Origin of the sequence: Stenomitos frigidus ULC18, assembly GCF_003003795.1 — a bacterium.
Taxonomy (GTDB): Bacteria; Cyanobacteriota; Cyanobacteriia; order Leptolyngbyales; family Leptolyngbyaceae; genus Stenomitos; species Stenomitos frigidus_A.
On record NZ_PVWK01000149.1, the window covers coordinates 37,342 to 57,090 of the forward strand.

Annotated in this window: 21 protein-coding genes and 1 pseudogene; 9 read left to right on the forward strand and 13 right to left on the reverse strand. The window is 51.1% G+C overall.

Annotation, left to right across the window (positions count from 1 at the left end):
• Window positions 1-575: 575 nt before the first annotated feature.
• Entirely contained in the window at window positions 576-2,504 is a 1,929-nt protein-coding gene (locus C7B82_RS27795) for an aminopeptidase P family protein (protein ID WP_106260201.1), read from the reverse strand.
• 179 nt (window positions 2,505-2,683) lie between these two features.
• Window positions 2,684-3,016: a DUF565 domain-containing protein gene (locus C7B82_RS27800; RefSeq protein WP_106260203.1), complete on the reverse strand. Its 333-nt coding sequence runs from the start codon at window positions 3,014-3,016 to the stop codon at window positions 2,684-2,686.
• A 160-nt stretch (window positions 3,017-3,176) separates the two neighbouring features.
• Here C7B82_RS27800 and C7B82_RS27805 point away from each other — a divergent pair, with 160 nt between their 5' ends.
• A complete protein-coding gene (locus C7B82_RS27805; protein WP_106260205.1) occupies window positions 3,177-3,827 on the forward strand; it encodes a hypothetical protein in 651 nt (216 codons plus the stop codon).
• A 34-nt stretch (window positions 3,828-3,861) separates the two neighbouring features.
• Here C7B82_RS27805 and C7B82_RS27810 read toward each other — a convergent pair whose 3' ends face one another.
• From C7B82_RS27810 to C7B82_RS27825, 5 genes are all read right to left on the reverse strand, one after another.
• Window positions 3,862-4,584 carry a molybdopterin-dependent oxidoreductase gene (locus C7B82_RS27810; protein WP_106260207.1) on the reverse strand — a complete coding sequence of 241 codons (723 nt, stop codon included), beginning with the start codon at window positions 4,582-4,584 and terminating at the stop codon, window positions 3,862-3,864.
• Window positions 4,585-4,711: 127 nt separating this feature from the next.
• Window positions 4,712-5,329 carry a cytochrome b/b6 domain-containing protein gene (locus tag C7B82_RS27815; protein WP_106260209.1) on the reverse strand — a complete coding sequence of 206 codons (618 nt, stop codon included), beginning with the start codon at window positions 5,327-5,329 and terminating at the stop codon, window positions 4,712-4,714.
• A 26-nt stretch (window positions 5,330-5,355) separates the two neighbouring features.
• Window positions 5,356-5,547, reverse strand: a complete 192-nt coding sequence (locus C7B82_RS31705) for a hypothetical protein (protein ID WP_146141290.1) — start codon at window positions 5,545-5,547, stop codon at window positions 5,356-5,358.
• Between the two features lie 18 nt (window positions 5,548-5,565).
• Complete coding sequence (locus C7B82_RS27820) at window positions 5,566-5,979, reverse strand: VOC family protein (protein ID WP_106260244.1); 414 nt, start codon at window positions 5,977-5,979, stop codon at window positions 5,566-5,568.
• Between the two features lie 137 nt (window positions 5,980-6,116).
• Window positions 6,117-6,788 (reverse strand): TetR/AcrR family transcriptional regulator, encoded by a 672-nt coding sequence (locus C7B82_RS27825; RefSeq protein WP_106260211.1) that lies wholly within the window; start codon window positions 6,786-6,788, stop codon window positions 6,117-6,119.
• Between the two features lie 134 nt (window positions 6,789-6,922).
• On the opposite strand from C7B82_RS27825, the gene C7B82_RS27830 reads away from it, so the two are divergent.
• The 3 genes from C7B82_RS27830 (at window position 6,923) to C7B82_RS27840 (ending at window position 9,381) form a co-directional block, all read left to right on the forward strand.
• Window positions 6,923-7,183 (forward strand): hypothetical protein, encoded by a 261-nt coding sequence (locus tag C7B82_RS27830; protein WP_219904733.1) that lies wholly within the window; start codon window positions 6,923-6,925, stop codon window positions 7,181-7,183.
• 63 nt (window positions 7,184-7,246) lie between these two features.
• The gene (locus tag C7B82_RS27835; protein WP_106260214.1) at window positions 7,247-7,981 is read left to right on the forward strand and encodes a Coq4 family protein; all 735 of its coding nucleotides are present in this window, start codon (window positions 7,247-7,249) and stop codon (window positions 7,979-7,981) included.
• A gap of 194 nt (window positions 7,982-8,175) precedes the next feature.
• On the forward strand, window positions 8,176-9,381 hold the full coding sequence (locus tag C7B82_RS27840) for an MFS transporter (protein WP_181357732.1): 1,206 nt from the start codon (window positions 8,176-8,178) through the stop codon (window positions 9,379-9,381).
• Window positions 9,382-9,511: 130 nt separating this feature from the next.
• Here the strand turns inward: C7B82_RS27840 and C7B82_RS27845 are convergent, their stop codons facing one another.
• The 4 genes from C7B82_RS27845 to C7B82_RS27860 all read right to left on the reverse strand — a co-directional run bounded on the left by C7B82_RS27845 (window position 9,512) and on the right by C7B82_RS27860 (window position 12,975).
• Window positions 9,512-9,805, reverse strand: a complete 294-nt coding sequence (locus C7B82_RS27845) for a hypothetical protein (protein WP_106260218.1) — start codon at window positions 9,803-9,805, stop codon at window positions 9,512-9,514.
• Window positions 9,795-10,085 (reverse strand): BrnT family toxin, encoded by a 291-nt coding sequence (locus tag C7B82_RS27850; protein ID WP_245940129.1) that lies wholly within the window; start codon window positions 10,083-10,085, stop codon window positions 9,795-9,797. The genes C7B82_RS27845 and C7B82_RS27850 overlap by 11 nt, the downstream gene beginning before the upstream one ends.
• 298 nt (window positions 10,086-10,383) lie before the next feature.
• Entirely contained in the window at window positions 10,384-10,842 is a 459-nt protein-coding gene (locus C7B82_RS32775; RefSeq protein ID WP_181357733.1) for a hypothetical protein, read from the reverse strand.
• Window positions 10,843-11,697: 855 nt separating this feature from the next.
• The gene (locus C7B82_RS27860; protein ID WP_339375105.1) at window positions 11,698-12,975 is read right to left on the reverse strand and encodes an aspartate aminotransferase family protein; all 1,278 of its coding nucleotides are present in this window, start codon (window positions 12,973-12,975) and stop codon (window positions 11,698-11,700) included.
• A 217-nt stretch (window positions 12,976-13,192) separates the two neighbouring features.
• Here C7B82_RS27860 and C7B82_RS27865 point away from each other — a divergent pair, with 217 nt between their 5' ends.
• From C7B82_RS27865 to C7B82_RS27875, 3 genes are all read left to right on the forward strand, one after another.
• Entirely contained in the window at window positions 13,193-14,782 is a 1,590-nt protein-coding gene (locus C7B82_RS27865) for a cation:proton antiporter (RefSeq protein ID WP_219904734.1), read from the forward strand.
• Between the two features lie 152 nt (window positions 14,783-14,934).
• Window positions 14,935-15,738, forward strand: a complete 804-nt coding sequence (locus tag C7B82_RS27870) for an SPFH domain-containing protein (protein ID WP_106260226.1) — start codon at window positions 14,935-14,937, stop codon at window positions 15,736-15,738.
• 48 nt (window positions 15,739-15,786) lie between these two features.
• Window positions 15,787-16,344 (forward strand): pentapeptide repeat-containing protein, encoded by a 558-nt coding sequence (locus C7B82_RS27875; protein ID WP_106260228.1) that lies wholly within the window; start codon window positions 15,787-15,789, stop codon window positions 16,342-16,344.
• Window positions 16,345-16,577: 233 nt separating this feature from the next.
• Here the strand turns inward: C7B82_RS27875 and C7B82_RS27880 are convergent, their stop codons facing one another.
• Entirely contained in the window at window positions 16,578-16,964 is a 387-nt protein-coding gene (locus tag C7B82_RS27880; protein ID WP_106260230.1) for a hypothetical protein, read from the reverse strand.
• Window positions 16,965-17,179: 215 nt separating this feature from the next.
• Between C7B82_RS27880 and C7B82_RS27885 the strand changes: the two genes are divergently transcribed.
• Window positions 17,180-17,662 (forward strand): response regulator transcription factor, encoded by a 483-nt coding sequence (locus tag C7B82_RS27885; protein WP_146141291.1) that lies wholly within the window; start codon window positions 17,180-17,182, stop codon window positions 17,660-17,662.
• 137 nt (window positions 17,663-17,799) lie between these two features.
• Here the strand turns inward: C7B82_RS27885 and mnmA are convergent.
• Window positions 17,800-18,855, reverse strand: a pseudogene (mnmA, locus tag C7B82_RS27890) (tRNA 2-thiouridine(34) synthase MnmA); the annotation flags it as partial.
• Window positions 18,856-19,416: 561 nt separating this feature from the next.
• On the opposite strand from mnmA, the gene C7B82_RS27895 reads away from it, so the two are divergent.
• Window positions 19,417-19,743, forward strand: a complete 327-nt coding sequence (locus tag C7B82_RS27895; RefSeq protein WP_106260235.1) for a hypothetical protein — start codon at window positions 19,417-19,419, stop codon at window positions 19,741-19,743.
• Window positions 19,744-19,749 lie beyond the last annotated feature (6 nt).

Below are 19,749 nucleotides of genomic sequence, written 5' to 3' on the forward strand. Positions count from 1 at the left end.
GTTGAGTCCAAGCCATGCAACCGATCGCGCAGTTACTCCCCTCTGAGTGGCTGTGAGAGGATGATTGAGAGCACCGCACTCACCCTTACCGCTCATCCTAGCCTATCCAAAATCTAGATCAGATGTATGACGTTGTGGTCACACTGACGTCGCGGTGGAGTGAAGGCTAGACATCTTTGGCGTTGCATACTCCCGGTGCAGAGGCTACAAGGCAGAGGCTACAAGGTAGACGCTATCAGCATTAGTTTTGCTCCCAGATACGCAAACAAATGTCATTTTAAGTTCATCCTGGGAACATGGGATTGACAAACCGAGTTGATAGCTTCTATTTACAGGTGAATGAACTGTTAAGGACAGGCAGCAAAAGACTAGACATGGTGATCCTTATGCTCCTTTGCTGTTGTAACAATAGCCACCAGGTGCATGTTTGGTAAACCAATGCTTGACTGATGCTGTCTGGCCTTTTTCCTTACAGGCCTTTAGGTTGGCTTCAAGAGGTTGGTTTCAAGACGCGAAATGATAGAGCGATGCTGAGATCGATGCTGTTGCTGTCTCTCAAGCGATAATCAAGGCCGCTAGTACGTGCAAACATCCTTGAGCCATGCGGTTTCCTCTGGGGTGAGAGTGGGAGTGAGCTTGGCAACGATCGCCTTGTTGTATTGTTCAAGCCATTGGCGTTGGCGATTGTCGAGGCGATCGCGATCGATCAATCGCTTGTCAAAGGGAATGTAGGTCAACGATTCGAAGCCATACCAGGAAAGCTTATTGGGATCGGGCTTTGCGTCTGCTGTGGGTGTCTCATCTTTCGGAGTCAAGTCCTTGACGACGTAGAGATTCTCAATACGAATACCGCCCCAACCCGGTTTGTAAAAGCCTGGTTCAATACTGGTGACCATACCCGGTTCCAGCGGTTCGCTCACTCGCTTGCTAATGCCATTGGGGCCTTCATGTACGTTGAGAAACGCGCCGACGCCGTGCCCCGTCCCATGTCCATAATCTAAGCCAGCGAACCAGAGAGTCGATCGTGCAATACCGTCCAGTTGCGCTCCCGTCGTCCCTTTGGGAAACCGTTGCATGGCACAGTTAATGTGCGACTTGAGCACTTCGGTGTAGCACTCCACTTGCTCTGGTGTGGGATCCCCAACAACTAAGGTGCGCGTATCGTCTGTAGTGCCGGATGCGTACTGTGCGCCAGAGTCGAGCAGCAGAAATTCGCCCGAATGCAGCACTCGCTGAGGGTTGGGCGTGCCGTAATGGACGATCGAACTGTTGGCTCCTGCACCTGCGATCGTATTGAAGCTTAAGCCCTGAAAGTCAGCTTCTTCCGCATAAAACCGCTCCACCGTGGCTGCCACATCGGCTTCTGTGAGCGTTTTCCCGCTGTTAAATTGATCAGCAACCCATTTCAACGTGCGGGCTTTGGCACGGCTGGCCTTCAAGTTTGCCTGCTGCATTTGCGACACTTCGATCGCATTCTTGCGGGCTTTCATGCCCTCGATCGGGTTGTTGGCTTCGCTAATTTTGCACGCGATCGCAGCAAAGGGATCAGTAAGCAGCTCATGCGTGCCCATAGTGGTGTGTTTTGGGTCAAGCAATACCCGATGGTTTGGAGATTGAGCCACCAGCGCTTTCAGTGTCTCGGCATACGCTTCATACGGCAGCAAGGCGACCTGAGCTTGCAGCAGCTCTTGCAGATCCAGAGGGATGCGATCGAGGTTGGTGAAGAGGTAAGCTTCGGTATTTGTGACGATCGTATAAGCGATGAACACGGGGTTGTAGGGCACATCCCAGCCGCGCAAGTTGTAGAGCCACGCAATCTGATCCAGTTTTGTGATGGGCAGAACGTCCGCATTGGCTTTTTGCAAGGCTTCCCGCACACGCTTCAGTTTTTCTGCGATCGTGGCTCCTGTCAGCGCATCCGGCAAGTAAAACAGCTTGGAAACGGCGTAGGCAGGCAGTGGCTCCGCTGTGACCCACGGCTCTTGCAAACGGACGCGATCGACCAAATTACCAGCAAGCGGCACCAGCGTCACGCCTGACGGTTCTAGCTGCTGCTCAAAGCTGCGAAACTGGCTGACAGTAATGGTAAACGGGTCAAACCCTAAACGAAAGGTAGAATCTGCTTTGATCGCCTCTCGCCCCAATGCCTCCAGGGTTTCATCAAGGGTCTTCTGCTGCTCTAACCCCAGCTTAGACACTTGGATCAACGAGGGATCAACCTCCAGATCAGCCTGCTCGTAATAGCGCGAATCGACAAACAGCCATGCGTTCTCTTGCCCGACCAGTAAATCGCCAGCCGAACCCGAAAAGCCACTAATCCAGATCCGTCGCTGCTTTGCCTCTGGTAAATACTCATTCAAATGCTCGTCAGCAGCAGGAACAAGATAGCCATCCAGCTGATGCGTGGCAAGCAGCGATCGCAGCGCTAAAAACTTCGACTGAATTGCAGCAGACAACGCTTGAGGCACTGACAACGTAGCGAGAGACAAATCAATAGGAGTCATGGGCAACGAATGAGCGTCTAGTTTGATTTATAGCACTTATGCCAGGAGCCCGCTTTCAGCTTTCAGCCTTCAGCCTTCAGCCTTAAATCCAAGCTGACCGCTGACCGCTGACTGCTGACCGCTGACCTGACCGCTGACCGCTGACCGCTGACTGCTTTCTATTGACTGCTGACCGCTTTCTATGAACCCAACTTGAATGCATCCACAAACAAACTGTAGGTCAAACCCACTTTGATGGCATTGAGGCAATCCAGCAGCAGCGATCGCGTGGCCTGTGGTTTGCGGCGATAGACGACGACACTCACCAGTTCCATAAGGGCAACAAGCAGCGCCGCAACGACAATATCTAACTGCCCCCGTTGACCGGCTACTAACGAAATGGCTGGCCCTAAATAATTACCGAAAAGCAGGCTGATAATCAGCACAGACGACCGTCGCCACGGGTTACTTAACCAGCCGTTGAGGCGCTCGATCGTCACGTCCACCAGACTATTTAGACGAGTATTTTGCATCCCTTCTGTTCTCTTAATTTCCTAATCAGCAGCACCTCAAGCTAGCCAGCGTAGACCTCGCTAGCAAACGATCCTTTTTTGCTTAATTTAGAATGTTTCTCGCCCGTATGAACCCAAAGATTGTTATCACTAGGGTAGGGATGTGGATGGCAGACAGGCAATGGCAAGCAAAACAGTGAAGCAGATGAAGTCACGGTGGCAGTTTGCCGCTGGCGTGACTTTAGCGACCGTCTTGTGTGTAGTGAGTGCATGGGTTGTGTTGAAGCGCTTCACTGTCACCGTGATCGTACCCTCAACGCTCGACCCACTGCCAGCACCCATTAGTGAAGCCACAAAAGCAACGGGAGGCCAGCCCACATCGACTCCCAATAGCGCAACCGCACCTGCAGCAACGCCAACCCAACAGGCAGAGCTTCCTCTTGCCAAACCGGTTGGAGCATTAGCCACCCGCCAGGGAGTCTTCCGGATTGGCAACCCTACTAGTTACCCAGTGCGTGTCGCTCTGTTGTCGAGGAAAGCCTCTGCCAACGCTGCCTTGTCTGAAGGGAGCGCTGCGTCAAGTGCCAAATCAGTGGCGCAGCCCAGCTATGAAGTTCCTGCACACTGGGATTTTGCTCCCGAAGAGGGTGGTGCCAAAGGTTTGCTGGTTTCGTTGCCCGATCGCACCCTCAAGTTGAAAAAAGGCGACGTGCTGGTTGCCTTTGCCCAAGATGGCTCTGGACGGTATTGGGGGCCTTATGTTGTGGACGAAACAGCCGTACCAACTTGGGATGCTAAAGCCGTTGAGTGGCAGTTAATTTTGCAGCCCTAATTATTTTGCTTTGCAGCTCTCAGTGCTCTAGCCTTTAAAGCCCTGCAAACCACTCGTAACCGAGATCTTCCCAATACCCCTTCTGCTGCGACAGGTCGCTGACCAGAGTAATACCTGTCACCCACTTGCTTTGCTTGTAGCCCAACTTAAGAGGCGATGCCAACCGCAACGGCGCACCGTTTTTAGCCGGTAACGGCGCACCATTCATTTGATAAGCAAGCAGCGTTTGAGGGTGAAGCGCTGAGGCTAGATCCCAGCTTTCATAGTAGCCATCAGCCGACTGAAAGTAGACGTAACGCACGTCTGCCTTTGGTTGCGCGAGTTGAATGAGATCCCGCAGCCTGATACCACCCCACTGAACGATCGCGGCCCACCCTTCAACACACACATGACGAATCACCATTGAGGTGAGCGGCATTTGCTGCAGGCTCGCCAGTTCCAAACTAAGCGGGTTGTTGACAGCACCCTCGATCGTCAGCCGAAACGTCTCTGGCTCGATACGCGGGATGAACCGAAACGTATTCTCAATCAACGCGGTTGGCTCGATCGCGCTGGCCGAAAACTCTGGTATCAGCTTTTGCGGGTTTAGCAACAACGCATCCAGTCGATCGTTCACAGGCATAAATAGTTTGCCAGCTAGACTTTCTGCCAACGTCAAACCAGCAGTACTGACGATCCATCCTGCGCCTGTGAGTCCAGCAATGCGAAGAAAACTGCGGCGAGGAAGGGAGTCGGGAGTGTCAGGAGTCGGGAACATGAGGGGCGGGGAAAAGTTCTGAGTTTTGAGTTTTGAGTTTTAGGAGAAGGGAAAGGCGTAAGAGTTTTGAGTTTTGAACTCACCTGACCACTCACCCTTGACGGCTGACGGCTGACGGCTAATTCTTTCACTCCTCCAGAAACATAGAATCAACTAACCGTTCACCGCCAGCTTTAAGCGCCAGCAAAGAATGGACGATCGCAAACACAATCACGGTGGGCACGGTCAAAAAATGGACCACTCTCAAAGCAAACCAATCGCCAAAGAAGTCCACAATCCAATGAAACTGGGCCGGTTTGTACATGCCTACGCCACTCAGCAGCGCCAGCAAGAGAATTGGAATAATCGACGTATAGACAATGCGGTGCCATGCGTAAACGCGACGTTTGGGATTTTTGCTCTGCTGCAATGCCTTGATGTCGTTACCACCCACATAGCGATGCTTCCAGCGCTGGGTCACTAAAACGTACACGCCATACCAGAGCAGATTCAAGGAGAAAAACCACATAGCAGCGAAGTGCCAGTGCCGTCCACCTGCCAACCAACCGCCAAGCAAGCCAACAAAAGGAAAGTGAAAACCCTCCCGTCCACCAAAGACTGGATTGGCATTGTAAATCTGCAACCCGCTGGTCAGCATGAGAAACAGACTGATGATGTTGACCCAGTGAAAAACCTTCGCAGGGGCTGCTTGCAGCGATCGACGTTGAGGTTTTGCGACGGGCTTGGCGACGGGCGATGAAGTCACTGTTTCGGATTGTAACGACTATGCCCTTACTGTACCGCGTTGGGCGCGATCGATGTCACTTGACTGTTCCAACGCTGCACCCCACTCATGCTAGTTGCGATCGCTATTCGAGGCTGGACTTGAGCTTTAACGTTCAGGTTAATCGGTGCCCATAAGGCCGTGCCGAATCGGTGCGGGGTATCCGCGTCCGCGTTGAACCGCCAGTTAGGCTGGGGCACGGAGGCATGGTATGTTACTTATTCGGGCTGATGGCAGACTGCTTCAATGTTATTGCCTTCTGGGTCAATGACGAAGGCACCATAGTAGTGAGAGTGATAATCTGGGCGGAGACCGGGGGCACCATTGTCTTTTCCTCCGGCGGTGATCGCTGCAAGGTAAAAAGCATCTACTTGAGCACGAGTCTCTGCCCGCCATGCCAGGTGACAGCCAGTAGTCGCTGGTGGCCCCCCGTATGGTGAGGGGCCATCGATGAACCATACATCGGCCTTTTTGCCGTCAGGCTCAGAGGCGTCAGGGTAGGCAAGCCCCAAAATGTTCATACCGTAGTTGCCTTCGAAGGATACGTTGTAGCCCAATGGCGCAAGGGCAGCACTGTAAAACGCTTTGGCGCGATCAATATCAGCCACGCGGAAAGTCATATGGTCAAGCATGATGAGTTGCTCCCGGGGTAGATTTGGTGCGTGCGCGAACATGCGTACTATATGCGTATACATTGCTTATGGCAAGAGGCCTAACGGTCGTGTTGAGCGGCTGCAAGTAATTTTTGCCTCGACATCAGAAGTATTGGTCAGTCCGCTCCAGCCGCATTGTTAGGTGGCATTGGATCGGATGGGAAATAGTTTTGCAGGTAGTTTAAAGCAAACCGCTTTGTCTCTTTTACCAATCGCTGCCGAAACAGTTTCTCTTGGCTGAGGGATAGCCACAGTAACGTTCCGATCGCTTTCACCAACACATAGGCGATCGCTTCATAATCCATCGGTTCTGAGCTTGCATTGCGTTTGGCTAAGGAGTTGGCCAGATCCTGGATTAACTTGGCATCCGTTGCCTCATCGATTTCTGCCAATTCGCGGATCGTTCCCTGAACCTCCATAAAAATGGCATAGTAGCTGGGGTTTTCGGTAAAGAAGCGATCAGTAGTATCAATCAACTGATCCACGTAATCCGATAAGGAGAGGGCGACTAGCTCTGCCTCATCAATGGCTGCTAACTGTTGATGCAGCATTTCCCCATAACGCAGGGCTAAGGCTTGTAGAATCGCTGCCTTGTCTGGAAAGAACTGATAGAGCGACCCGATCGGTACCTGGGCTTGAGTGGCGATCGCGTTGGTCGTCGTTGCGGTGTAACCCTGGCTGGCAAACAGGTCTTCTGCCACATCCAAAATGCGATTGACTCGCTCCTGACTGCGAGCCTGTCGCGGTTTGCGGCGCATTCCGCCTGTGGCTAGTGGGCTTTCAGACATGAGCGTTCTACCTGGCTTTTAGAAATAAATGAGGGTTACTCACATTTTGCTTGACAAAACATGAGAGCCGCTCATATTATAAAAACATGAGCGATGCTCACATACTAACTCAGTTTGCTCCAGAGAGTCATGTGATGTCCCAGAATTTGCTGATTCCAAACTCTGGCACTGACAGAGCCAGTATGCGCTCTCGCTGTCTTCGGCAATACGTCCACGTTGGGTTTCGTTTTGCGCGCTACCAGTGTGCTCCCTGGTTGGTGTTGGCGATCGCACCGCTCAAGTTGCTCTTTACATCTGGAGTGGAACGGATTCATGCACAGGTTCGTTATTTCAGCGCGATCTCCAGGATTGATTTTGTCGGTGTCTATGGGCTGCTCAATGACTTGCTTTGGTAGAAGTGCCTGAGTGTTTTTGATGTGTTCAATTGGTCAACCTTTAAATTTTTGGAGTGATTTCCTATGCAACTGCTCAATGCCGCTACGTCCAATGCATCTGCTAACTCTCATGTGCAACAGCAGATACAGAATCCAATCCTTAAGAGTTTTCATTCATTTCTGGCAAAGCTGGCTCTTGTTAAAGCATCGGTATCGATGCTCTTTGGAGACAATAGCCTGCAAACGGTTGGTGATCTGGCCTATGGCTTGTTGGCAACTCCTGCCTATGATCTAGTGGCTCACCACTTAAACCAAGATCCAGCTTGTGCTGCCCTGATCCGCGATCGCTACATTCCGCCTGCCCACGACCTTGATACCTTACTGACCTTGCCCACCGATTCTCTGGGGCATATCTACGCAGCCCAGATGAAGAAAGCAGGGTTCGATCCCAATCTCCATGCTGGAATGACCGCAAAATCGGATGCTGAATATGTTGAGCTACGACTGAGCCAGACTCATGATCTGTGGCATATTGTGACCGGCTTTGACACTTCCGAAATCGATGAAATTGGCTTGCAGGCATTCCATTTGCCACAGTTTCCCTATCCGCTGGGAACCATGTTGGTCGCAAATAGTTTGATATCCACCACCCTGATGGAACCAGATATGTTGCCCAAGTTGCTGGCAGCGATCGCCCAGGGTTTTCAAATGGGTAAAACGACCAAACCACTCTTTGCCCAGAAGTGGGAAGAGGATTGGGAAAAGCCCCTGACTCAGTGGCAGAGGGAGTTGAATCTTCAACCGATCAATAATCAGTAATTTCTAGAAGATGCTGTTGCGGGATCATGCCTCAATCCAAAAGGATGGGGCTGATCTCGCAAACAGTCAGGTAGCTTTTTGACTCTATGGTGCGCCTGTTTCCTGACATCAATGTTCGCGATCGCCCTGTCAATGAGCTCTTTCTAGACAAGTAGCCAATTTAACCAACCTTCGCATGAGATGAGTGAGAAATCGTGCTGAAATCCCCTCTACAACTCCCCAGTTTTCGCTGGCTATGGTTGGGTCAAACCTTCATTTTTTGTGCTGCTCAATTCTGGTTTGTGGCACTAACCTGGCTGGTACTGCAAAAAACAGGCTCAGGTGTTGCTTTAGGAGCAGTATTAATGGCAGCCGCAATTCCCCGTGGCTTGCTCATGCTGGTGGGCGGTGTCATCAGCGATCGCTTCCCACCCAACGCTATTGCGGCGATCGCCACTGTCATAAACACCATGTTGTCTGGATTGATGACCATGATGTTGGTGACCGACACCTTTCATCTTCAGGTCGTGGTTGTGATTGCCGCTCTATTCGGCATCTCCGATGCCTTTTTGTACCCCGCGACGCTTGCCTTGCTGCCCCGCCTGATTCGCAAAGCTCGCTTAGGGCAGGCCAACGCCTGGATGCAAGGGAGTGAGCAGATTACCAATGTGATTGGTCCGGCAGCGGCAGGGTTGATAATCGGTACTCTGGGTTTAACCGCCGCCTTTGCCTTCAATACCACCCTCTTTGCGATCGGTGCAGGCTGCGTCTATCTGCTGCGAATCCGTCACAACCCGGCGATTGTGACCCTAGAACCGCAGGCACTGACCAGCGGTATTGTAGAAGGTCTGAACTATGCCTGGAAACATGCCGGCATTCGGATCAGTTTGCTACTGATCGCCATGATTAATTTCGCCATTTTAGGACCCATTGTGGTTGGCGTTGCCGAGTTGGTCACGGTGCGGTTTGATGCCGATGCAACAACATTTGGCTACTTGCAATCGGCTTACGGCATTGGGGCATTACTGGGAGTCTGGATTGCGGGTCAGATGAGTGCGATTAAGCAGCTCAAAACACCCTTAGTGTTACTGGCGGGTGTGCTGGGTTTAGGACTAATTGCGCTAGGTTTTGCCCCTCACCCCTGGATCGCTGCAACTATCATGATGATGATGGGAATGGGTGGTGGCATTGTCGGCGTGCTCGGAATCACCTGGTTGCAACAGGAAACTGTCATCTCCATGCAAGGTCGCATGATGAGTCTGGTCATGTTTGCATCGGTGGCGCTTGATCCCTTCTCTCAAGCCATCTCTGGTGTGCTGCTTGAAATAAATTTGACAGGCTTATTTATTGCAGCAGGCGTCACAATGTTAGTCACGGCTATTGTTTCGTTACTGAGTCAAGCTAGCGATCGCTCTCTATGAGTTTTGGATAAAAGGTTCGGGATTGCCACCTAACGTTTGCGCTCACCGGACGCAGATAGTCTTTGTAACTAACCAACGATGTTGAATTGTTCAGGCGCAGCGGGGTTGTTCTACCGCTGGCAAGGTGCGATCAATTAGATGTAGCATGAGCGACTTCACTCAACGCCTCCTCAATCACCGAGTCACTCACGCCACGACGTTTCAAACTTGCTACCAAAGCTGTCACCGTTTCACCTTCAAATCGCTCTAAATCAACTCGCAACCCTTGACCGATATAGGCGCGAATTAAAGGCTGATAGCCTGAAAACCCCAATAACGGCGCAACTCTCTTCAGATCTTCTACCACATCTTCAGGCATCCTAATGGTCACACTGGTCATCGGGCGGTTGCGATCGAGGCGTTGCTTTAGGGCTTCAACTTTCATAATCTGCTCTCTCCTGACGAGTTGCTTTGCGTGCTGAGATAATCCGTATGCCCATCTCTTCTTGCTGAATGTGAACGACATACAGCAGATTCCATCGAGCATCTAGCCCAATGACAGCATCCCGTGCCTCATCATTGCGGCTCACATCAACAAGCATGAGGAAGGGATCGAAAAAAGCTTCAGCCGCTTGCTGAAAGGTAATCCCATCATGATTGAGCGGATTGATTCGCGCTTTTTCATCATCCCAAGAGAAGGTAATGCCATTCAGGACAAAGTACACACTTATACTCTGTTATTTTAGACAAGGCGTATGTACGATGTCAATACGAATTAATGGAGACCGACTATGCTCTACGATCACAACCTAAAACGAAGCGGTAACGGCAAAACGCAGCGGCGGCAAAATAAACTTGGCAACCCAGCAGGTGGCTTTTGTCCGTCCGCTGCCGTGACGTGTTAGGCATCAATCGCTGGAATAAAAAAGCGGTAAAGGCTTTGGACAGATGTCAATATTGGTTTCCCTTACGCTAAACTATCCAGAACGCTAGAACGGGAATGGTTATGCTGCAATACTTTGATCAACAGCCTCGGGGATGATAGTAGAGTAGAGTCCCTTGTTCTGGTGTCCACCACTGAATCCAACCTTCATGGAACTCAATCGGTTCGCTATGTGTTTTGCAGTAATCTTGGGGAATGCTGATACGAACCCGCATCCAGTTTCCTTGAATTTCTATCGGTTCGATCCCATAGTCTCCCTCTAAGAAGGTTCCGTCAGTTGGAAAGCTAACCTCACTTGTAGGGGTAGATTCACGTCTAAGTCGCTGATCAGAAGATGGAGCATGATCCCGAAACTGCAACCAACCCCGATTATTCCTTTGGTTTACGTCGCTGGGTTGAAAAATATCCTTCCAGTATTGAATTCTCAGTGGGCGATCGCCCAGCCTCAAGTGAGACGTATATGCCCAAGCAACTCCACGATGGCTCAATGTAGGTAAGCCATAGCGAAACTGAAACCAACCATCAGATTGTTCATTCAACACAATAAATGAGAAGGTCTCGTAAGAAGTTTGAAGCAAACTGGGTTCTAGCCTAGAAATTTGGGGCTTAGAGGAGGATAAATCAACTAGCCAACCACAGGCAATCCATCCCCATGCGTTGCCATGGGGGGCATCGTAGAGGGGAAGGCGCAGATGACTTAACCACTCATAACCTGGATTCCATTCAGCATGATTAGAGTCTGAACGTTCTTCTCTACGTTCAACTAAAAATCCGATACCAAAATTCGAACCTACAGGATGAGTCTTTTGAATCTGAGTGACAAAGAGGGGTTCTGGGAGAGGGGGAAATGAAACCGATTGAGGAGAAGAATTGACAACACAAGAAGAGGCTCTATTCTCGATTTGAGATGGGTTAGAGCGGATGCTACCCGAAGTCGGTATCTCTGCTTCTCGATGGCGGCTAGCTTGGGTAGCAGAGATACCGCTGTTAAACTGACAGGCTGAAGTTACCATCAGCGAAAGTGGCAGGATAAACACAGTTCTTTGCCGCTTTAAAGTCATCGTGAATGCTTCTTAAAATCTTTGCTTTGATAGATTCAGATCGAAGCTGCCTAACTTGTTATTAGACGGAATCTTTCCACAGATCCATCCTGAAATGGGTGAATAGGCAGACAGTTTCCACATAACACCCCTGTTTGGGTAGATAGACGGAATCGTTCCGTATAGTATGCTCATTTGGGCGGATAGGCAGAACCTTCCCGCATATGTTCGGGTTTGGTATGGCGATCGAGACATCACTTAGACAAAGGCGTCTCACCAAAATACGGACGTTACATGTAACGTCCCTAGCAAATGAAAGATGAAAGATTTGACTTCGCTTTTGTTGGCTTGGCGTTAGAGAGAAGCAAACGCTTGCTCAACAGCGCTTAACGCCTGATTGATCTCATCTGCCGTCACAATCAGCGGTGGCACAAAGCGCACCACTTTAGGGCCCGCAGGCACCAACAGCAGCCCGTTTGCCATTGTGACTTTGACAATTTCGGGAGACGTCAGCGGCGAGTCGGCTTTAATTTCCAGACCGTTGATTAAGCCCCACCCGCGCACTTCAGCGATGTGATTGGGGTACTTTTGCGCGATCGCCCTTAGTCCTTCTCTCAACTGCTCACCCCGATCGCGCACATTTGCCAGCAGGTTTTCGCGTTCGATCGTTTCGCAGACAGCTAGCGCGACCCCGCAGGCAAAGGGATTACCGCCAAAGGTGCTCGCATGATCGCCAGGTTGGAAGACATTGCAGAACGACTTGCAGAGCATGGCACCGATCGGAATACCGCCACCGAGACCTTTTGCCGAGGTAAAGATGTCTGGTTCAATGCCCAGATTTTCGTAGCCCCAGAGTTGCCCAGAGCGTCCCATCCCAACCTGTACTTCATCGAGAATCAGCAGGATGCCGCGCTCATCACAAAGCTGCCGCACTCGCTGGAAGTAAGCGCGATCGCCCGGACGCACTCCGCCTTCTCCTTGTAGAGCCTCAAGCATGATAGCTGCGACTCGCCGCCCACCATTGTCCAGTTCATCCAGCGCTGTTTCTAGAGCAGCAATATCGTTGTACGTCACATAGTGGAAACCAGGCACCAGCGGGCTGAAGCTTTTCTGGTACTTGGGCTGTCCAGTCGCAGTGACCGTTGCCAGTGTCCGTCCGTGGAAGCTGGCGTGTGCCGTAATGATGACTGGATCCGCAATATTGAGGACTTCGTGAGCGTATTTCCGCGCCAGTTTGATGGCACCTTCGTTGGCTTCGGCTCCAGAGTTGCAGAAGAACACGCGATCGGCGCAGGAATGTTCGACCAACCATTTCGCCAATGCACCTTGCTGCGGTACGTAGTAAAGGTTAGAGACATGATGGAGCGTCTGAATTTGCTCCGTTACTGCTTTCACCATCACCGGATGCGCGTGACCCAACGTACAGGTAGCAATCCCGGCGACAAAATCCAGATACTCGCGCCCGTCCGTATCCCATACACGGCAACCCGTTCCACGCTCCAGGGCGATCGGATAGCGGGCATAGGTCGTCATCACATGCTCGTCAAAGTCCGCTGCACTGAAAGGACTGTCGTGATCAAGCAAGGGGGTTGCGATCGTGGGTAGGGGTTGAACTAGCGCTTCTGGACTCACCGAAATAGCTCCTCAAACTGACACAATAACTTGGAAAAGTGTCTTCTAGACTTTGGACTATAGACGTTAGACTCTAGACTGCGTGAAGGGTCTGGTCACGCACCGGAATTGCTTTCGGTTTAACGTCAAGTGCTGAGCGTTCAAGTCTAAGGCACTGAACCTGACTATAGCTTATCCATTTGCCAGCGCTATGCGTTGGCTCTCAGGTCAAGTTCCCATGACATCTTTGCTTGCAGTCGTCGGTGGCGAACAGTCGAACGCCGCTCAATTAGTCACGGTGCTCATCATTCTGTTGTTGGTGGCAACAGGTGTAGCACTGGTGTCACGGTGGCTTCGCATCCCCTATGTCACTGGGCTCGTAGTGGCCGGACTGTTAATTACAGAACTCCTACCGCGCCGGATTGGACTCGATTCGGCGTTGATTCTTAATCTTTTCCTACCCATTCTGCTGTTTGAAGCCGCGATTAATACCGATATTAGTCGCCTTCGCAGCACAATCAAGCCCGTCACCCTACTGGCAGGCCCTGGTGTCATCATTGCCTCTGGTGTCACTGCCGCCATTCTCAAGTTTGGCTTAGGCTTGCCCTGGATTTCAGCCCTACTGATCGGCGTGATTCTCGCGATTACAGATACGGTTTCTGTGATTGCTGTCTTTAAAGAAGTGACGGTGCCGCCGCGTCTTATCACCATTGTGGAAGGTGAAAGCCTCTTTAACGATGGTATGGCGCTGGTCTTGTTCAGCTTGATTCTAAAAGTAAACGCGACAGGCTCCCTCACTGTTGCTGAGGGCATTCAGGAATTACTGGTGGTGATCCTCGGTGGGGGCATCATCGGCTTGGCGATCGGCTACCTGGGTGTAGGACTCTATGCCCGATCGGACGACTCGCTCAGCAATATTCTGTTAACCGTCGCGATCGCGCTGGGTACCTTTCAGCTCAGCCAGTTCTTAGGAATGTCAGGCGTCGTGGCCGTGGTAGTAGCGGGACTGGTCGTCGGCAATCTAGAGCGCTCCCAGACCGTCTCTGCGTCCAGTCGTATTACCGTCCTGAGCTTCTGGGAATATGCAGGCTTTGGGGTCAACACCTTCATTTTTCTGCTGATTGGCATTGAAATCAACCTGGAAACACTGCTGCGAACCTTGCCTGCCGTGCTGTTGGCGGTACTGGCTTACCAGGTAGGACGCTTTCTGTCGGTGTATCCACTGCTGGCGATCGTCAAGCGGTTCGATCGCAACTTGCCCTTACGATGGCAGCACGTCCTTTTTCTTGGCAACATCAAAGGCTCGCTGTCGATGGCCTTAGCCCTCAGCTTGCCCGCCGCACTACCCGATCGCGAAGCCCTCATTGCGCTTGTCTTTGGCTCTGTTTTGCTCTCGCTCGTCGGGCAGGGGGTGAGCCTACCGTGGCTCATCAACCGTCTAGAATTGGTGCATACCTCCGAGTCGCAACAGTGGATTGAGTCACTTCAATCCCAGCTCATCACCGCAAAAGCCGCTCAGGATGAATTGGATACGCTCCTCAAAACGGGCGTACTGCCCAAAGCCGTTTACGAAGAAATGCGTGCCAGTTATCAGGTGCGTATTGCCGCAGCCGAACGCACCTTACGCGACTTCTACAACCGTCGCCCCGACAAACTGACCGCCGCTAGCGGCAGAATTGCTCGCCTCGATGCCATTCGTCGTCGCCTCCTGTTGGCAGAAAAAGATGCCCTTAACGAAGCTCTCCGGAAGCGAGTCCTGTCAGAAGATGTGGTGCGATCGCGCGTCCAGGCGATCGACCAACAGCTACTGAATCTAGAAGATGATTAAGCAGAAGGCTAAAACTCAAAACTCTTAGAGTCACTGACCACTGACCACTCAAAGCTCCTTTCCTCAATTCCTTCCGACTCACTAGACTGGGCATACAATTGAATTAACTGAATACACTTACTAACTCTGCATCACCCGCAGGAGCAATATCTATGGAATCTCTGATTGCCGCCCTGGCCTTAGCAGTGGTTGGCTACATCGCTGGTTCAGTCAAAATCATCAACGAAGGCAACGAAGGTATTGTGGAGCGCCTGGGACAGTATCGGCGTAGCTTGAAGCCGGGACTCAACTTTGTCATTCCTGTCTTCGATACGGTGCTGGTTGAAACAACGCGTGAACAGATTCTTGACGTCGATCCGCAGCAGACCATTACCCGCGATAACGTACCGCTAACCGTTGATGCGGTCATGTTTTGGAAAATCCTTGATGTCCCAAAAGCCTACTATGGCGTTGAAGATCTAGAGTCAGCCTTGACTAATTTGGTTGTCACGGCGCTCCGGGGTGAGATTGGTCAAATGGATCTGCGGGAAACGGTTTCGGGACGCAACAAAATTAATCAATCGCTCCTGCATCAACTGGACGAAGCAACCGAAAGCTGGGGCGTGAAAGTCATGCGAGTCGAAGTGCAGGAGCTTGCGCCTTCTAAAACCATGCTGGAATCGCTGGAGTTAGAACGCGCGGCTGAGAGTAAGCGCAAAGCAACGATGTCAGAAACGGAGTCAACGGTCGAGTCGATTCAACGCATTTCCAGAGCCCTTCACGGGCAACCCAACTCGCAAGCCGTGCTGCAATACCTGATCGCACAAAAATATGTGGATGCCAATCTGAAGTTGAGCGAAAGCGATAACTCCAAAATCATCTTTATGGATCCCAAAGCTCTGACCGAAACGATCGGCGAACTCATCTCAGCCGATCAGACCGAACTTGGGAATAATGGGAATGGTACCAATTTGTAATGGCTTTGCAGCTAAATAGCGACTAGAGGAAGCAGGGGAGAAAACTTTGTGGCTGATGAAGAGCACATGGCGCTGCTAAGACAAGGGGTTCGGGTCTGGAATGATTGGAGGCGAGATAATGCCCAGGTCATGCCCAGTCTCGTCGGGGCGGATCTCAGCCATACAGACCTGAGCCAAGCCGACTTTCAGACTACCGACTTAAGCGGTGCCGACTTAAGCGGCGATAACTTTAGTGGTGCTAACCTTCATCATGCTAACCTCAGTGGCGCCAACCTCACGGGAGCGCAGCTAACAGGCGATGATCTGATTGAGGCGACGCTTCGTGGTGCCAATCTGATTGGTGCCAATTTGAGCGGTGCCGATCTAAGCGGTGCCAACTTGATCGGTGCCAATCTCATTGGTGTCGATCTGCGAGATGCAACGTTGACCAACGCGGTCTTGCGAAGCGCCAATCTACGCTACGCAAAGTTGCAGCGCGCCAATTTGACGAATGCTGACTTTACCGACGCCATTCTGAGCCATACCGATCTCACCGATGTATTGCTAGCAGGAACAACCTTAACTGGTGCCGATACCAGCGATGCCAAGCTGATTCAGGCACACTGAGGTGGATGACACTCAGGCGCTGTAAAGAAATCACCTCATAGTTTTGCTGTCAGCCGTCAACGATCGACTTTGCTCTGAGTGCTGCCGGTTGAACGCTGATCGCTCATCCAAAAGGTGACGTTATTTTTTAACAAGTCCTGAACAGATGACATAAAGAGGCTTGTCGGCAACACCATCGACAGGTGCTACTCGAAAGACAGAGCCGATGAGAAGGCCTCTAGCGATCGCCCTGACTAGCCAATCCCCAGGTACGTTTTGCCCAGATAGTGCGTTAAGCGCTTCAGTGGGTTTGCCAAGACAAGTGTGGCCGCATCATCGTCCACCGATACATCGACGAATGTTGCGAACTCAGCATCGGATAACTCACCTGACTGATGCTTCTGGAACGCATCGACCACAGCAACCAGATCTTCAGCAGAAAAGGCGTAACCATTCTGAGCCGCAAAAGCCGCCACAACAGGAGCACGTTCGCCTTTCAATGCCTCGGTTTCGGCAGCATCGAGCTCTGCTTCACTACTAATGTTGCCATCACCAACCCCTAGCAAAGCCTCAAGTTCTTGACGTAGCGCTTCGTCTTCGGCAGTCTTTTGCATGAATCGCAATACGGTTGCAGGTGCCATATCAAAAGTGCTCTGATTGCTTTTTCGCCACGATGCTAACAAACGTTTACAACGATGCTGCTTAATAAAAGCTGAAGTTTCCCTCTCCGTGAGCAAAGTAGCATGAGTAGATGGGCAACCTTAGTGTGAGCATGTGACCTTAAAGCCTGAGTCAGAATAGACGATCGCTGGCTCTGGTTCTCTTGTAGACATGCTGAAGCAAGCAGGATCGACCTGTGCCACTGTCGCTCCAGGTCTGTTGTTGCTTTGAGGACGGTTCGCCACATAAGGAATGTATTGCAACGATGACCAATTTAGCGCCGAAGGTCGCTGTACTCGACCATGACGAGCGATGGTGCCTTGCCATTCAGCGTTTTTTCAGAGCTCATTTTGACGTTATCACTTTTACAGATGCTCAAAGTTTTCTACTTTCTGCGCTTGATTCGTATGATCTCATCATTGTCGATTTTACGATCGCGCCGAACCATCGCCATGAGACCTCTACGAATGGCATCGAAATCATCCATCAGCTAAAAACCGACCTAAAACAGCTACCCCTGACCATTCTGACTTCCGCCTTCATTAGCCGTGGCGATCTGGAGTTCGATCGCACGTTGGGCTCCAAGGCAGATGCCGTCATGCCGAAAGACTGCGGATTAGATGAAATCTTACAAACTACTCAAGCGTTGCTGCACTCCAGGGAACTACTAAGCAATTAGCGTCAGATCAAACACCAGAACGATAAGTTAAATGAAAAAACAATTCCAACGCTCATGGCTGACCGCTGACTGCTGATCGCTCCGAAAAACCCATGCATCTCGCAAAGAAGAGCGCTCCGATCATCCTTTCTCAAGCCCTAGCGATCGATAATACCGCCACCCAGCAATACGTCGCCGTCATACCAGACAGCAGCCTGACCGGGTGTGACGCTTGATTGAGGCTCGTCAAAAACCACACGGACACGATCGCTCTCCAGTGGAATAATTGTTGCAGGGACAGCAGATGATCGATAGCGGATTTGCACCTCTGCTCGAATGGGTGTAGTGGGTGCATCAATCGACACCCAGTTGAGACGCTGTACGGTACAGTCAGGTGCTAACGTAGCGGTGCGATCACCCACAATCACCCGATTGTTTGCAGCATCCAGTGCCACGACATACAGCGGTTCGCTATGGGCAATACCCAACCCCTTCCGCTGGCCTAGCGTGTAGTGATGCACCCCTTCATGCTGACCCAGCACATTACCAGCCTGATCAACAATGTCGCCCGACTGTGGCGTGATGTACTTATCCAAAAAAGCCCGCATGGAGCCATTGGCTTCCACCAAACAGAGATCCTGGCTTTCGGGCTTGTCGGCAGTGTGCAAGCCAAACGCAGCCGCCACACGACGCGTTTCGGTCTTGGCCTGTTCTCCCAAGGGAAAGATGACTCGCGCTAGCACATCTTGGGATAGGTCGTACAGAAAATAGGATTGGTCTTTGGTGCGATCGACCGCTCGTAGAAGCTGATGGCGTCCCGTAGCGATGTCGTAGCGAGTGCGAGCATAGTGGCCCGTAGCGATGCGATCGATCCCCAGGGTTTCCTTCGCGTACTGCAGCATCGGGCTAAATTTTACGGCTTTATTGCACTGCGAACAGGGCAGTGGCGTCACACCAGTGCTATACCCAGCCACCAGGTAATCCACGATATTTTCCTGGAACGATTCACGCGTATCGACGATGTGATGGGGAATGCCTAACTGCTCACAGAGCTGAGCTGCATCCACCATGCCTTCAGAGCAGCACTGACCCTTCCCCTTCATGAGCCAGAGGGTCAAACCAACGACCGAATAACCCTGATCGTGAAGAATAGCAGCAGCTGTTGAACTATCGACTCCGCCAGAGAGTCCCACCACAACGTTTTTCATGGACGCGAAACCAAGATACTTGCAGAAATCCTCTCTCTAGGCTAACACCCGTGAAGGCTTGACGGTTTGGAAGCTTTACCACAACCGTCACTTCAGTGTGTTGAAGGCTTATTCATCAAGTTCCTAAGCCAACTGAGAAACGGTCATGAGCGATGGGTAGGTCGATCGCTAGTATTGATCATCAAGCATGGCGGACAGCACTCTAAAAAACCAGACTTAACCTGCAAAGGTTCTATTTAGTCTGGACTTACACAAACCTCGGAAGTTTTAATCAGAAATTGAGCCTTATGACTAACCTCGACGCTTTAAACCTCTGAGGTTTTAGCAAAATGCATAAGTCCTATTAGTTTCTTGTGGTGCGGATGTTAAGCCGTTCACCATTTAACTTTTCAGTCTGATTACCTTTCAGCAAGGGCTTTAGCGATCGTTTTACCCAGTTTAAATGAGCGACAGCTTACCCCGCCGATATGACTGATAATTTTAAAAGGAGTAGATGTTTATGCGTCGAATGCTTCATTCAGGATTTAAGTTCGTCTCTTTTCTCCTTTACCTATTTGGAAGCTGTATATGGTGAGTCGGAAGCGACAGCAGGCAGAATTGATGTTTTCGCTCGGACAGTTCTTTGGTCCGATCCTACGCATTGCAGATAACCCTAACGACTTTGATGCGGATGAGAAGACTCGGATTTTTGCAAGATTTTTCCACGATCATAATGCCTTTAATCAATTGCTGGTCGAATTCTGCAACACGGGCGAACCCGGTCATCAATACGCGATCCAGTTTGCACAGGCACAGCATCAGATTGGGCTGATCCATGCACTAGTGGTCTGTCAATTAATTGTTGACGGGTCACAAGGGGGTAAAGTTGAGAAGGATTCCCTTGCCTTCAATTGAATGACG